Source organism: Kocuria sp. LHG3120, assembly GCF_049897445.1.
GTDB classification, from domain to species: domain Bacteria; phylum Actinomycetota; class Actinomycetes; order Actinomycetales; family Micrococcaceae; genus Kocuria; species Kocuria rosea.
Genome location: NZ_JAFCWG010000001.1, coordinates 857,651 through 871,310 on the forward strand (window position 1 = coordinate 857,651; position 13,660 = coordinate 871,310).

General features: G+C 73.1%; 16 protein-coding genes. 1 reads left to right on the forward strand and 15 read right to left on the reverse strand.

What is annotated here, in order from left to right; genetic code table 11:
• Positions 1 to 49: 49 nt before the first annotated feature.
• From ACP7CD_RS03960 to ACP7CD_RS03990, 7 genes are all read right to left on the reverse strand, one after another.
• Positions 50 to 250, reverse strand: a complete 201-nt coding sequence (locus tag ACP7CD_RS03960) for a Flp family type IVb pilin (RefSeq protein WP_426118989.1) — start codon at positions 248 to 250, stop codon at positions 50 to 52.
• 244 nt (positions 251 to 494) lie between these two features.
• A complete protein-coding gene (locus ACP7CD_RS03965; protein WP_426119041.1) occupies positions 495 to 1,181 on the reverse strand; it encodes a prepilin peptidase in 687 nt (228 codons plus the stop codon).
• A gap of 294 nt (positions 1,182 to 1,475) precedes the next feature.
• Entirely contained in the window at positions 1,476 to 3,293 is a 1,818-nt protein-coding gene (locus ACP7CD_RS03970; RefSeq protein ID WP_426118991.1) for a hypothetical protein, read from the reverse strand.
• 91 nt (positions 3,294 to 3,384) lie between these two features.
• Entirely contained in the window at positions 3,385 to 3,630 is a 246-nt protein-coding gene (locus ACP7CD_RS03975) for a hypothetical protein (protein ID WP_426118993.1), read from the reverse strand.
• Positions 3,513 to 4,586 (reverse strand): glycosyltransferase, encoded by a 1,074-nt coding sequence (locus ACP7CD_RS03980; protein ID WP_426118995.1) that lies wholly within the window; start codon positions 4,584 to 4,586, stop codon positions 3,513 to 3,515. Before ACP7CD_RS03980 ends, ACP7CD_RS03975 begins: the two co-directional genes overlap by 118 nt.
• Positions 4,587 to 4,643: 57 nt before the next feature.
• Positions 4,644 to 5,843, reverse strand: a complete 1,200-nt coding sequence (locus tag ACP7CD_RS03985) for a glycoside hydrolase family 26 protein (protein WP_426118997.1) — start codon at positions 5,841 to 5,843, stop codon at positions 4,644 to 4,646.
• 116 nt (positions 5,844 to 5,959) lie between these two features.
• Complete coding sequence (locus tag ACP7CD_RS03990) at positions 5,960 to 6,523, reverse strand: CGNR zinc finger domain-containing protein (protein WP_426118999.1); 564 nt, start codon at positions 6,521 to 6,523, stop codon at positions 5,960 to 5,962.
• A gap of 114 nt (positions 6,524 to 6,637) precedes the next feature.
• Between ACP7CD_RS03990 and ACP7CD_RS03995 the strand changes: the two genes are divergently transcribed.
• Complete coding sequence (locus tag ACP7CD_RS03995; protein WP_426119001.1) at positions 6,638 to 6,853, forward strand: hypothetical protein; 216 nt, start codon at positions 6,638 to 6,640, stop codon at positions 6,851 to 6,853.
• 108 nt (positions 6,854 to 6,961) lie between these two features.
• On the opposite strand, the gene ACP7CD_RS04000 is transcribed toward ACP7CD_RS03995, so the two are convergent.
• The 8 genes from ACP7CD_RS04000 to ACP7CD_RS04035 all read right to left on the reverse strand — a co-directional run.
• The gene (locus tag ACP7CD_RS04000; RefSeq protein WP_426119003.1) at positions 6,962 to 8,128 is read right to left on the reverse strand and encodes a thiolase family protein; all 1,167 of its coding nucleotides are present in this window, start codon (positions 8,126 to 8,128) and stop codon (positions 6,962 to 6,964) included.
• On the reverse strand, positions 8,109 to 9,518 hold the full coding sequence (locus ACP7CD_RS04005; RefSeq protein WP_426119005.1) for a class I adenylate-forming enzyme family protein: 1,410 nt from the start codon (positions 9,516 to 9,518) through the stop codon (positions 8,109 to 8,111). The genes ACP7CD_RS04000 and ACP7CD_RS04005 overlap by 20 nt, the downstream gene beginning before the upstream one ends.
• 93 nt (positions 9,519 to 9,611) lie before the next feature.
• Complete coding sequence (locus ACP7CD_RS04010) at positions 9,612 to 10,223, reverse strand: biotin transporter BioY (protein WP_426119007.1); 612 nt, start codon at positions 10,221 to 10,223, stop codon at positions 9,612 to 9,614.
• A 179-nt stretch (positions 10,224 to 10,402) separates the two neighbouring features.
• Positions 10,403 to 11,110, reverse strand: a complete 708-nt coding sequence (locus ACP7CD_RS04015) for an energy-coupling factor transporter transmembrane component T family protein (protein ID WP_426119009.1) — start codon at positions 11,108 to 11,110, stop codon at positions 10,403 to 10,405.
• Positions 11,110 to 11,868, reverse strand: coding sequence for an energy-coupling factor ABC transporter ATP-binding protein (locus tag ACP7CD_RS04020; protein WP_426119011.1), 759 nt, complete (start codon positions 11,866 to 11,868; stop codon positions 11,110 to 11,112). The genes ACP7CD_RS04015 and ACP7CD_RS04020 overlap by 1 nt, the downstream gene beginning before the upstream one ends.
• Positions 11,869 to 11,979: 111 nt before the next feature.
• The gene (locus ACP7CD_RS04025; RefSeq protein ID WP_242630541.1) at positions 11,980 to 12,282 is read right to left on the reverse strand and encodes a CHY zinc finger protein; all 303 of its coding nucleotides are present in this window, start codon (positions 12,280 to 12,282) and stop codon (positions 11,980 to 11,982) included.
• A gap of 163 nt (positions 12,283 to 12,445) precedes the next feature.
• Positions 12,446 to 13,087, reverse strand: coding sequence for a LutC/YkgG family protein (locus ACP7CD_RS04030; RefSeq protein WP_426119013.1), 642 nt, complete (start codon positions 13,085 to 13,087; stop codon positions 12,446 to 12,448).
• Positions 13,084 to 13,660 (reverse strand): lactate utilisation protein LutB domain-containing protein (locus ACP7CD_RS04035; protein ID WP_426119015.1); only part of this gene is annotated, 577 nt, incomplete at its 5' end. The genes ACP7CD_RS04030 and ACP7CD_RS04035, both read right to left, overlap by 4 nt.

Here is a 13,660-nt window from a genome sequence, read left to right on the forward strand (position 1 = left end):
CCGCGACGACCCGGACGAGGGTCGCCGCGGCGCGAATGCACTGCTGGGACTACGGGTTGATCGCGTCGCCGATGCGGGTGACCAGGCCGGCGAACTCAGGGCCAAGGAGCAGCAGCGCCCCGACGAGAAGAAGCGAGATCATCCCGATGAGGAGGCCATACTCCACCGCGGTGGCGCCCTTCTCCTCGCCGGAGAGGCGGGACTTGGCGTCGCCGAAGATGGTCTGGAGGGTGATGAAGAGAGGCAGCATGAGAAAGCTCCTAAGCAAAGCGGAGAAAGGGTGGAGTGGGTCTTCAGCTGTTTCCGACACTGCCTGCGAGAGGCTCCCCGTACCGGGCTACTGACCTGTAATGAGAATAGACTTTGCTCCAGCAAAGTCACAAGCATTCGAGTGCATGCACTTTGGGGGACGTCAAACAGCGACGCAATGCCTAGTGGGAGATGCATTCATCTGCATAAATAGGAGTAGGGCCCACTTTGTCCCCCGAACGGGGTCAGTAGAGGCCCGGCAACAGGTACTCCCGCGCCAGCAGTTCGCCCCAGACGACGGCCACCAGGGCGCCGGCGAGCATCGACGGGCCGAACGGGACGTCGCTGCGCAGACCGCCGCGGCGGGAGGCCAGAACGGCAAACCCCACCACCATGCCAACCACGGATGCCAGCACCGCCCCGACGAACAGGGCCCCCCACCCCTGAAACCCCAGGAACAGGCCCAGCACGGCGGCGAGCTTGACGTCCCCCATGCCGAGCCCGGCCGGCGAGATGAGTGCCAGCACGAGATAGAGGACGAAGAGGGCGAGGGCTCCCAGTACAGCGCGTAACAGCGCGCCCCAGGCGTTCTCGCCTGTGGCGGCGAGCGCGAGCAGCACGAAGCCGATACCCAGGGCCGGCAGGACCACAGCATTGGGCAGGAGGTGGTGGCGCAGGTCGATCACGGTCAGGACCACCGCGACGGCCGCGAAGAAGAGGTACGCGGGGAGCTGCCAGCTCAGCCCGAAGAACGATGCCACGAGAACGAAGAGCGCGGCCGTTGCGGCCGTCAGGGGTGGCCGGGAAGGCAGAGAGAGAGGCTCGTCCGTGACAGGGCTGTAGCGGAGGACCACCCCGGGCAGGAAGCAGCCCACCACAGCGCCGATAAGACCGGCGGTGAGCACCAACCAGAGGGGTGCTGATCCGAGCATGGGCTCCACGAGGGCGCTCCTCCGGTCCGTGGGCGCTTCGGCTGACGCCCGGGTGTGCAGTTGTCCCCCACTCAGGGGTCGCGTACGGGACAGAGACTAACCGAGCAATCGATTCTCCCGGTGTTGTGGCACGTCAATCGGCCATTGCGGAATTCACGGCTCTCAGTTCGAAAAGCCCCGACCGGAATTCTCGAGAAATACAGCGCACAGGAGCACCGGTGTGTTCTCTCTTTCGGCGACAGGGCAAACCTCGGTCCGATGTGGCTGAACGATTCGGCCGGTGGGCTTCTGAGATCAGTTGACGAGCCAGGACAGCACGGGCGAGATGAGGACGCACCCGAGTGCCATGAGCACGATGACCGCTGCCAGCACGACCTGTTCCCGGCGTGCCGCGGGGGCCCCGGCGAGCTCCAGCGGCGGGCGGGGGCCGAACTCCCAGTCGAGGGCTTCCTGTTCCCAACGGGTGCCGGCCACCTCGTCGGCACCGCGCAACAGGCGCAGACGCTCGGAGGTGTCCTCGTTGTCACCGTGATGGCGTGCGCCGAGCGGGGGCAGTGCCCAGGTGTGCCGCAAGCCCTGCAGGAGTGAGAGCACCGCCTCCAGCGGTTTGTTCTCGAGGTAGCTGCGCTGCGTCCAGGCCACCTTCGCCCGCTCGAGCGGGAGGCCGAGCACGACGTCGGCCCCTTCTCTGCGGACCTCGAAGGCCACCCGGTGCGCTCGCCGGCGGGGTGTCCCGGGTGGGTCCTCGGGGACAGTGATCCGCGGGACGTGCAACCAGTGGAACGCCGCGACCACAGAAGGCCGCGCGCCACGGCCCAGGAACAGCACGCCGTTGCGCTCGACCACCACGGTGACGAGCCGGGGAAGGCCGGCGTGCCGGGCACCGGCGAAGAGGTCCGGGCGCAGTGCGTGCAGAGCGTCCAGGAACTGCGCGTCGCGCCGACCCTGCAGCACCGTGTACATACTGAGCCCCTCGGCCGCCCGAAAGAAGACCTGCGCCCGGGAGCCGAGGAGAGCGGCCAGTGCGGCGCCGGCGATGGCCCCCATCAGACCTGCGAGCACGATGAGCCTGCCCGAGAGCTCCAGTGAGGCCGCCCGCGCCGACCACCAGAAGATGCCGAGCGCGGCGATCGCCAGCACCGGCGCCAGCTGAGCCCGGTGTTCGTGCACCCACCAGGACCGGTCCTTGCGGGACAGGTGGTGCTGCTCGGCCTCGCCGGCAGTCCGAGGCCGGCCCGGGCGCCGGGAGACGCTGAAGGACTGTCGCACGTCATCCTCCCGTCCGGCGGTGTCCGGGGGCTGACGGCGGACGGCGTCCCCGGCGGGTCCCCAGGAGGAGTACGGACCGCTCAGCTCGGGCAGTCGGTCCCGGAGCTTCGAGTGCTCGGTGCGCAGCCGGTCGCCGTCGAGATCCGTGGGCGAGATGCCGTAGCCGTCCAGCCGCCCGCGCGCCGCCATGGTCACCAGCTTGTCGGGATCCGGTGGGGACCGCAGGAGGTGCTTGGCGAAGGCAGCGGTCATGAAGTGGCAGGCGTCGAGGGCGTCCGCGTAGGCGTCCATGCCGGAGTAGCCCATGGATGCGGTGATGTGGGCGGAGGTCTTGCTGAGCTGCACGGTTGCGAAGGACGCGGCGACGTCGAGCAGCAGGAACACGGCCGCCGCTCCGTACTCGGGGAAGCCCGTCTCCGCGAGACTGTCGCGCGGGGACAGGCCCAGAGCGCCCTGGACCCCGCGCACGGAACGGTCGAACATCGTGCTGCCGTGGGCTGTCCGGATTTCCCGGAACACCAGGGTGTCCAGCAGGCGGGCCCGGATCTGCGGGACCGGTGTGCTCGGGTGGTATCGGGAGGCGGGGAAGGCGGCGGCGTAGCGCGTGCCCAGGAACGCTGTGAGACCCCCGTGGGTTCCCACGGCCGGGCTGGTGATCATGCTGTCCGGGCGGGCCAGCTCCCGTTCGATCTCCCGCAGCATCCGGAGGTCGAGCTCCCCGAGGAAGGCCAGGGCATGCTCCAGCTCCTGAGCCCCCTCTGCTCCGTCCCGCGTCTGGGTGCGGGCCATGGCGCGCAACCGCTCCACTGCTGCGGTGCGCTCTGCCCGCTCGTCGCCGTCCATGTACGTCCTTGCCCCTCGGTGCACCGGGCTGAACACCGGGCAGCAATGTGTTCCCAAAGGCAAACTACACCGGGCGGGCGACTTCCGACGCTCAGCAGGAGGTGAGCACGGACAGTGCGGCCTGCAGGCCGTGCACCTTCCGCACGTCGAGGCCCACCCGCTCGGAGGCGGCACGGCACCGCAAGGCGTCGCCGATCGCCGCGGTGAGCCGCTCGGCCGTCAGCTTCTTCTGCGGGATCGGCGCGGCCGCCAGCCCGAGCCCGTGGAGCTGCCGGCCCCAGAACGGCTGGTCGGCCAGGAACGGCACCACCACGTGCGGGACGCCGGCGCGGGCCACGGTGTGGACGGTCCCGGCCCCGCCGTGGTGGACGGCCAGTGCCGCGCCGGGCAGCACGCGTCGAGGGGCAGAGACGGGACGGCGAGCACGTCGTCGTCCCGGAGATCGCCCCGGAGATCGTCCGGCAGCGCGAGACTGCCCCACCCGGTGAGCAGCAGCGTCCGCAGACCGTGGGCGCGGGCGCTCTCCACCACCACCCTCCCCCGGGCCAGCGGGTCTCCCGACGCCATGGAGCCGAAGGTCGCCACGAGGCAGGGCCCGCCCCGGAGGAACGCGCGCACGGCGGGAGCGGGCTCCGGCGCCGGGGCGTCGGCGTGCCAGGACCCGGTGAGGTGCACGGAGGCCGGCCAGTCGTCCGGGCGCGGCAGGAGCTGCGGGCTGATGGGCAGCAGGGTGGCCGCCGGGGCGGGAACGGCGGCCGGCCGGCCGCCGGGCAACGGGGCGCAGGCCCTCTCGATGTCCCGGCGGAACATCCGCTCGGCGCCGCGGGCCACCGCGTAGGTGGCGCGGTTGAACCGGCCGAGGTCCCGGTTCACCACGCCGGGCGCCGGGAACTGCCGGGTGGGCGTGAGCACGGGGACCGCCTCGACCACGACGTGCGGGACGCCGAGGGCCTGCGCCACCGCCGGCGCCGTGAGCACCTTGGCGTGGTGGACCACCACATCGGGCTCGAAGGCGAGAGTCTCCCGCACGGCGGCGGCCAGCATCCGGCGCATGCCGGGGCCCACCTCGGTGCGGAAGTGCCGCACGGCCGTCCACGGCGAGATCCCGTGCTCGGCGACCAGCCGGTGGAAGTCCACCTCCAGGCTCATGGTGTCCAGCCCGGACAGGTCCACACCGGAGGAGTCGGGGAGGCCCAGGCGGACCTCGTGGCCGTGGCCGGCGGCGAAACGGGCGAGGGCGGCGAACGGCTCCACGTCGCCACAGGTGCCCGCGGTCAGCAGCATCATCCTCATGGACCCAGTGTGCTCCTGCCGCGCCCTAGCCGCAGGCGGGTCAGGAACCGGGACAGGTCAGGAACCGGGAGCGGTGCAGCTCTCCTCCGGGCCCCAGCGCAGCCAGTCGGGCAGATCCGCGGTGAAGGCGTTCCGGACGGCGGCGCTGTTGGTGGTCGTCCAGTCCACGGGCCCGTCGATCTCGACCTCGTGCTTGTCCCACTCGAACCAGCTGATCATCTTCAGCTGCGGGAAGTCCCGGGGAATCGACTCGTCGAAGACCTGCCCCCACCACGCCTGCTTGATCGCCAGCTCGTCGGCACCGCCCACCGCCGGGTTGTACAGGGCGGCCGTCTCCGGGATGCCCACCGGCTTGCCGCGCCGCTCCCCGTACTCGGCGTAGAAGTCGGGGACGGCGCGGTCGTCGCCGCCGGCTCCGGAGTATGCGCCGGTGAGCTGGGCGGCGAACTTGCCGGGCTCGGGCAGCTCGTTCTCGCCCCAGGGGTGCCGGTCGCCCCAGTGGTACAGGGACATGCCCACCCAGTCCACGGCGTCGTCGCCCGGGTAGTAGGGGGCGTACGGATCGTCGGCCATGGTCAGTGCGCCGTCCCCGTCGGTGTCGAGGGCCGCGAAGTCGGCGCTGCCGGGCTCGGCCTCGTGCTGCCCGCCGGCGAACGGGTAGCCGCCCCCGTAGTTCGGGGCCCACATCATCGCCGAGCCGGGGGCGCGCTCGTGCACCGCGTCCGCCACGCGACGAAAGGCCTCCACGTAGGCGGTCGGCTGGTGGCCCCAGGCGTACCAGGAACCGTTCATCTCGTGGGCGAAGCGCACGACCACCGGCACCCCGGAGTCGTTGATCGCCGCGAGGTCGGCGGTCAGCTGCCGCACGGCGTCGTCGGTGACCTCGGCGAGCCCGCCCTCGGGCTCGAGGGTGAGCAGCAGCATCCGGCCGTCGGCCCGGACCTGGTCGGCCGCCATCCGGAGGTAGTCGTGACCGCGCTCGTCGTAGGGGAACCCCGTGAAGGACACCGACACGGCGGGCCGGTGGCCCAGCCGGTCGGCGTAGTCGGCCAGCGGCTTGTCCTCCCAGTCGAGGTTCACGCCGTACAGCGCGCCGCTCTCGGGGACCAGCTCGGACCGGTCCAGGACGGTGCACACCGGCAGCGGCGCGGCCTGGACCTCCTCGTCGGGCTGGGAGGCGATCTGGGCGGCGAGGGTGCTGCCGCCCAGGGCGAGGGCGGCGACGAACACGACGGCGACGAGCGAGGATTCCTTCACCCGGTCAGCCTAGGAAGCACTCGATAGAAAATCATGGACATGGACGTCCGGCGGGCGGTTCGTGACGAACGACGACGACGCCCCGCTCCCCGCGCCGGCCGGTCGGCCGGGCCGGCTCACGCCCCGGCGGCGGAGTCCGGGCGGTCGTCCGTGTCCGGATCGGAGGCCTGCCGCCGGCGGTAGGCGGTCATGTTGGTGCGGTTGGCGCAGCGCTGGCTGCAGAAGCGCTTGGACCGGTTGCGGGAGAGGTCCAGTAGCACCCCGCCGCAGTCCTCGGCCCCGCACTCCCGCAGCCGGTCCGTCTCGTCGGCGCGGATCACGTCCACGAGGGCGAACGCCGTCTCCAGGCGCAGCCGGGCGGCGAGGGGTGCGTCGGAGGGCGAGGCGTGCAGGTGCCAGTCCTTCCCGTCGTGCCGGGCCAGGTGCGGGGCGAGCTCGGTGGTGTCGAGCACGGCGTTGACCGCCTCCACCATGGCGTCCCGGTTCAGGGCCCAGACCCGCCGGAGCTCGTCGCGGACCTCGCGCACCTCGGCCAGCTCGTGCTCGTCGCGGTCGAAGCGCCCCGACCAGCCGTGCTCCTGGAGGAGGTCCCGCAGCTGCGCGGTGGTCACCAGCTTGTCCTCCCCCGAGCGGGTGGCGCTCGGCGCGGTGTTCATCAGCGCCACGTCGGACTCGAGCACGTCTTCAGTGTCATAGGCAAAATGCACTTGACTACTTATCCCTTCCACGGCTAGCGTGAGTGTCATCAACAGTTTAGACCCTTACGCGACGATGGTCGCGAGAAGGAGCCCCTCATGGTCGGCGGACTCTACCTCCTGGCGCTGCTCTTCGTGTTCGCCACCGTGGGCCGGCAGTCCGTCCCGCGGCGCGAGCGCACGGCCCTGCGCAGCTGGACGCTGCGGGACGTGTACTACAACGTGCGGCGCGGCGTGAGCGTGCTCGGCGAGCACGGCCCGTGGCACCCGGGCCTGGACGACGCGGAGCAGTCGACGGCGCAGCGCTCGCACTGAGCGACGCGGGGCCGGCCGGGCTACTCGCCCCGGGCCGGCCACGGTCCCAGCCGGAGGAACAGTTCTCGGTCGGGGCACGCTGTGTCGTCCAGGGCGCACCCGCCCCGGTCAGAGCGCGACCTTCTCGAACAGGGCCGCCGTGCCGATGCCGCCGGCGGAGCTGATCATCGCCAGCACCAGACTCCCGGTGGGCAGTGTCCGTGACCGGGACAGCAGGCGCACCACGGACACCGCCCCGGAGGCGCCGTAGGCGTGGCCCAGGGCCAGGGCGCCGCCCTCGGCGTTGAGCACCTCCTCGTCGAGGCCGATCAGATCGACGCAGGCCAGCACCTGTCCGGCGAAGGCCTCGTTGAACTCGGCCGCCGCCAGCTCCGCCACCGCCACGCCCTGCTCCGCCAGCAGCTGCCGGGCGGCCACCGCGGCGCCGATGCCCAGCCGCGACGGGTCCACCCCGATCGTGACCGCACCGAGGAAAGCGAGCCCTTCCCGCCGGCCCAGAGCCCGGGCCGTGGCCGGATCGGTGACGAGCACGGCGGCCGCCCCGTCCGCGTCCCCGCAGGAGTTCCCGGCCGTGACCGTCCCGCCGGCGGCGAACACCGCCGGGAAGCGTGCCAGCAGCTTCGCGTTCAGCGCCCGGCGCGGGCCCTTGTCGGCCCGCACGTCACCGCGGGGACCGTCCACCGGCACCAGCTCGTCCTCGAACGCTCCCGCCTCCGCGGCGGCCAGCGCCCGCCGGTGGCTGCGCAGGGCGTAGCCGTCCTGGCGTTCCCGGTCGATCCCGTGCTCGCGGGCGACCGTCTCGGCGGCCTCGCCCATGTCGGGATCGCCCAGGTGCTCCGGGGCGAACCGGGCGCGGCGGTAGTACTCGACTCCCCCGTCCTCGCGTCGTCGTCCGCGCAGCGGTGCGGTGCTGATGCTCTCCGCCCCGCCGGCGAGGAAGGCCCGGCCGGCTCCGGCCTGGGCGAGCCGGCAGGCCAGCACCACGGCGTCCAGGCCCGAGCCGCACTGCCGGTCCACGGTCAGGCCCGGCACGGAGAGCGGCAGGCCGGCCTCGAGGGCGGCGAGCCGGGCGAGATTGCCGCCGGCCCCCACGGCGTTGCCCACGACCACGTCGGCGAGCCGGGCGGGGTCCAGGCCCGAGTCCGCCAGCAGGGCGCGGAGCACGGGGGCCAGCAGCCGGTGGACGGGCACGCCGTCGAGCAGGGTCCCGGCGCGCGCCAGGGGCGTGCGCCGCCCCAGCACCAGCACGGGGGCGTCAGCCGAGCGGTCGGGCACGGTCGTCTCCTTCGAGGATCCAGTCGCGGAACACCGCGCGGCTGAGCTTGCCGTTCGCGGTCACCGGCAGCTCGCCGAGCTCCCAGTACTGCTGCGGGCGCTTGGCCGGGGCCAGCCGCCCGTCCAGTCCGGCCCGGATCCGCCCCCGGTCCGTCCCGGCGGTGGCCGGGAGGATCCCGGCCACGATCCGCTGTCCGCGGGTGGCGTCGGGAAGGCCGGCGACGACGACGTCGGCCACTCCGGGCACCAGGGCCAGCGCCGCCTCGACCTCGTGCGGATAGACGTTGTACCCGCCGGTGTTGATCATCTCCGCCGCCCGTCCCAGCACGTGCAGCTGCCCGTTGCGGAGGAAGCCCTGGTCCCGCACCGTGTGCAGGCCGCCGAGCCGGCCGAAGGCCTCGCCGTCGTCGCCCCAGAGGTAGCCGTCGCAGACCAGGTCCGAGCGGACCCCGATCGTGCCCGTCACGCCCTCCGGCACGGGGTTCCCGACGTGGTCCAGGACGGCCACCTCCACGCCGGGGAACGGATAGCCCACCGCGGTGCCGGAGTCCTCCGCAGTCGTCGCGGCGGGCTCGCCCGGGCGGTGGCAGCGGGCGGCGACGAAGCCGAGCTCGGCCGCACCGTAGTACTCCCAGATCGCGGCGTGCGGGGCCCAGCGGCGGGCCGCCTCGAACGTGGTGGCGTCCAGCTTCTGCCCGGCGCACACGATCGCCGTGACGCCGCTCGCGTCGACGCCGGCGGCCAGGCCGCGCTCGGCGAGGACGCGCAGCACGGTGGGCACGAGCACCAGGCGGGTCACGCCGTGGCCGGTGATCGCGGCGTGGGCGGCGGCGACGTCGAATTCCGGCAGGGTCACGAAGCCGGCCCCGGCGTAGAGGCACTCGGAGAGGGCGTAGAGGTTCATGCTGGACGCCAGGGGGCCGGGGGCCAGCACGCGGTCCCCGGGTCCCAGACCGAAGTGCGCGGCGGAGGCATCGAACGAGCGCCGCCAGGAGGCGCGGCTGCGCCGGAAGCCCTTGGGCAGGGCCGTGGTGCCCGAGGTCAGGCCGATCAGGAACGCCGAGGCGGGGTCGCCGTCGCGCAGTTCCGCCGGGGCGGGCTGGTCGGGGAGGCGCGCCGCGCAGCGCTCCCGTACCTGCTCGGTCGTCTCGTCCGGCCAGGCCGGGTCCAGGACGGCGCACACGCGCTCCTCGGCCACCCCGGCGGCCCACCGGACGGCGAAGTCCGTGCCGTTGGCCTGCCGCAGCATCCCCGTGGGCTCGCCCGAGGCGGCCAGGACCGCGGCCCCGGCCCGCAGATCGCCCCAGCTCAGAGCCTCGTTTCCGCAGGCGACGGCGAGCTCCTGCGGGCGCTCCTCGGCCCAGCGGGTCACGCGGTCCAGAAAAGGCATGTCCTCGTCCTCCGTGGTGGTCTCACGCCGCGGGGGCTCCGCTGAGCAGTGAGCAGGGTGTCACGGCCGCCGGCGGGCGGCGCTCCCCCGTGGTCAGCGGGCGGTGGGCGTCCCGCCCAGGAGCCGGCGGTAGCTGCGGTGGACGTTGATCGCGGCCAGGGTTGCCACGACCGCCTTGAGCAGGTCCCCGGGGATGAACACCAGCGCGCCCAGGGCGGAGGTGGACAGCGGCAGCCCGGTGACCACGGCCGTCCACGGGATGCCGAAGGCGTAGATCACCGCGATGCCGCCCACGACCACGCTCAGCAGCACCGCGGCGAAGCGGGCGGCCCGGCCGGTGCGCCGGATCGCCCAGTACTGCACCAGCGCCCCGATGACCAGGGCCGCGGGGATCCAGCCGATCAGGTAGCCGCCGGTCGGGCCGAGGAACACCCCGAGCCCGCCCCGGCCTCCGGCCAGCAGCGGCAATCCGGCCAGCACCAGGGCGTGCAGGACGACGACGGAGAGCATGCCGCGCACCGGCCCGAGCAGGGCGCCGGCGAGCATCACCCCGAGGGTTTGCAGCGTGATGGGCACCGGGATGATGCCGACCGTGATCGGGGGCACCAGCCCCAGGGCGGCGATGAGGGCGGCGAACACGGCCACCAGGACGGTGTTCTGGGTGGTCTGGGAGCTGTCGGCGGTCCGGGAGGTCATGGTGGTCATGGGGTCCTTCGATCGGGGACGAGCGGATGGGCTCGAGCGGGCGGGGCGGAACGGAGGGGTCTGGAACGGTCGGGATGGAACAGGACGGTCGGAGCGGCCGGGCTGGGGCGAACCGGACTGCATCGGTCGGGACGGGACGGAGCGGGACGGTCGGGTGGGACGGTCGGGTGGGCCCGGGGTCAGTCGGTGGCGGTCCGGGACGTGGCCCGTGGTGGGGGCGCGGAGTCGTAGCAGCGGGCGTCGAGGGCGGAGGCAATCTCCTGGGCCGACTCCAGGGTCCGCACCAGCAGGGGCACCAGCACGGCCACCGGACTGTTGTGCAGCCCGCGGGCGAACTGGGCCTCGCGGACCTCGAGGTACTGGGTGCGGATCTGCGGGATGAACCGGATCGTCATCGACAGGGCCAGGCTCATCTGGGCCGGGTTCAGCCCCAGGTGCCGGGTCGGGGCCAGCAGCCGCTCGAACAGGGCCAGCATCTGGGCGAACGTGGTGGACAGGCTCACCGCCCAGGCGAACAGGCACAGGCTCAGCAGCCGCAGGGATGCCACCGCCGCCGCCTCCCAGGTCGTGGTGAACCCCAAGGTGAGGAAGACGATCCCCACGATGAGCAGCAGCCCGGCCAGCAGCCGTGCCAGGCGGGCGACCGGGGTGCGGGTCGCCCAAGCGGCGGCCACGGCCAGGCCGAGGACGGCGAGCTGGACGCCCAGGTGCGTCACGGCGTAGATGCCGAGGCTGGCGGCGAACAGGAACGCGAACTTGGGTCCGGCCGGGATCCGGGCCAGCACACCGGTGGGCCCGGCACGGTGGAACCCACCGTCACCGTGGGGTCGGGCGCCGTGGGGGCGGGCGGCGCCGGTCCAGGCGTCCTGCTGCCGGGCCGCGCCCATCAGTCGCTGATCCCGCAGTAGAACTCGACGGCCGGCCCGGGGGCGCCGTCGAAGGCGATCCGGCCCTCGTGCACCACCAGCACCCGGTCGTAGCCGCCGATCAGCTCCAGGTCGTGGGTCACCACGACGGCCCGCTGGTCGAGCTCGTCGATGGTGGCCTGCAGCCGGCGCCGGTTGCGCCGGTCGAGCATGGTGGTCGGCTCGTCGAAGACGATCGTGGAGGGTTCCATCACCAGCACGGAGGCCAGGGCCACCAGCTGCTTCTCGCCCCCGGACAGGGCGTAGGACTCCCGCTCGGCCAGGTGGGGAATGCCCAGCCGCTCCAGCACCCCGTCCACCCGGGCGGAGAGCTCGGCCCCGCGCAGGCCCAGGTTCTTCGCCCCGAAGGCGAGGTCCTCGGCCACCAGCGGCATCACGATCTGGTTCTCCGGGTTCTGGAACACGAAACCCACCCGGCGCCGGATGCGCTTGGCGTCGGTCGCGGTGGACAGCCCACCGATCTGCACGGTGCCCCGGGTGGGCAGCAGCAGCCCGTTGAGCAGGCGCACCAGGGTGGACTTGCCCGACCCGTTGAGCCCGATCACCGCGATGCGCTGTTCGTCCAGGCACAGGTCGACGTCGCGCAGGACGTCCTGGCCCTCCCGGGTGACCGTGACCCCGGTCAGCCGGATCGCCGGGGCCTGGGGCCCGGGCGGCCCCGGCGGGGCGGAGGACTCCGCCCGGCGGGACCGGTCCCGCAGCGGATGCTTGATCGACACCGTGGAAGCCGTCCTCTCCTCGTCCTGCTCAGCGGCGGGCGGCCGCTGCCGCGCCCCGGTGCGTCCGGGAGGGGCTGCAGCCGCCCCGGGACGCCTGGGTCCCGGGGCGTCTCAGTCCCGGGGTGCCGGCTCGAAGTACAGATCGGCGTGCAGGGCGCAGCCCGGGTTGAACCGGGCGGCGCACCGCGGACAGCCGTCCGCGGCCAGGTACTCCCGCACGGAGAGCTCGTGGCCGCAGACCCCGCAGAGCACGGCCTCGGCGTCCTGCTCCTCGACCGGCCACTGCGCCGCCGGGTGGCCGGCGGTCTCCTCGTGGCACAGATGACAAGGGTAGTACTCCTGGCAGCACCAGAACTTGATCGCGACTACGTCCAGCGGCGTGCGGTAGTGCACGCACCGCGTCTGCTCGTCCACAGGACGTCCCAGAACCCGTCTCACCGCTGCCCCTCCCGTGCCGCGGCCGGTCCGGCCCCTCCCGCGGGAGAGCCCGGACCGGCCGCTCGTGACGTCCGACGACGTCCACTGTACGGAGCCGCAGCTGCTCGGTGGAGGACCCTCGTGCGGTGGGGGCGGGAGCTCAGCCGAGCAGGATCACGTCCAGCCTCCGGGGCCCGTGCACGCCCTCCACGCGCTCGAGCTCGATGTCCGAGGTCGCGGACGGCCCGGAGATCATGGTGACCGGGGCCGTGGGCTCCACCAGGGCGAGGGCCTCGGGGATCAGCTCGACCACCGAGTCCAGCGGCACCACGCAGATGTGGTGGTCGGGGACCAGGCTGATCGCCCGGCGGCCCTCGTCGGGACGGCCGGTGAGGAAGATGGTGCCGGTCTCGGCGCAGGAGACGGTCGAGGACGTCACCACGGCGTCCACGGCGTTGAGCTCCCGCACCCCGAGCGCGGAGGCCGCCCGGGCGTCGTTGGGGTCCACGATGACCCGCCGCATGCCGGACTCCTCGGGGAGCCAGGCGCGGTCCAGGCCCTCGGGCACCACGTAGCGGGCGGACGCGCCCAGCAGCTCGGCGATCCGTCCCGGCAGGGTGGCGGGGGTCTCGTGGTGCACCGAGGCCTTGTAGTCGACCAGCCGGTCCTCGAGCATCTCGACGACCTCCTCAGCCGCACGCTCCGAGGCGCGGCGGTAGGTGCGCTCCGCCGGTGCGGGCGCGGGCGTGTCGTGCAGCGCCCCGCGGATCCGGTTGAGGATCTCGGTCCTGGCGTCGGTCATCGCTCTCCCCTGTCGTGCTGGGTCTCGTCCGCGGGCCCGTCCTGCGGGGCGCCGGCGGCGCCCGCTGTGGCAGCGGCACCCGTGGTGCCGGCAGCGTCGGCTGCCGCGGCAGCGTCGTCGGTGACGGGGCCGCCGTCGGCGGCCACCCGCTGCTGCGTCTCGTCGGCGTGCTTGGCCCACCAGTTGCGGAAGGACTCCTTCGGCGGGGCGGGAATGTCCCGCTCGTCGGTCCAGCCTCCGGCCGTGCCGGGCAGCCAGCTGATCGCGCGGTCCCTGCCCGCCACGGCCCGGCCCAGCGGGAGGGCCTTCTCGGCGAGCGCCATGCGCTTGCCGGAGGACATCACGAAGGACGCCCCCTTCATCATGAGGTCCATCTCGGACGGGGCCTGCGGCAGGCGCCGGGTCCGGGCCGGTGCCGCGGCGGCGCCGTCGTCGGAGCGTTCGCCGTGCTGGGTGCGCACGTCCTCGTCGCGCAGGTGCACGAGGATCTCGGGGATGTTGATCTTCACCGGGCACACGTCGTAGCAGGCCCCGCACAGCGAGGAGGCGTAGGGCAGGGAGGCGTTCTGCTCG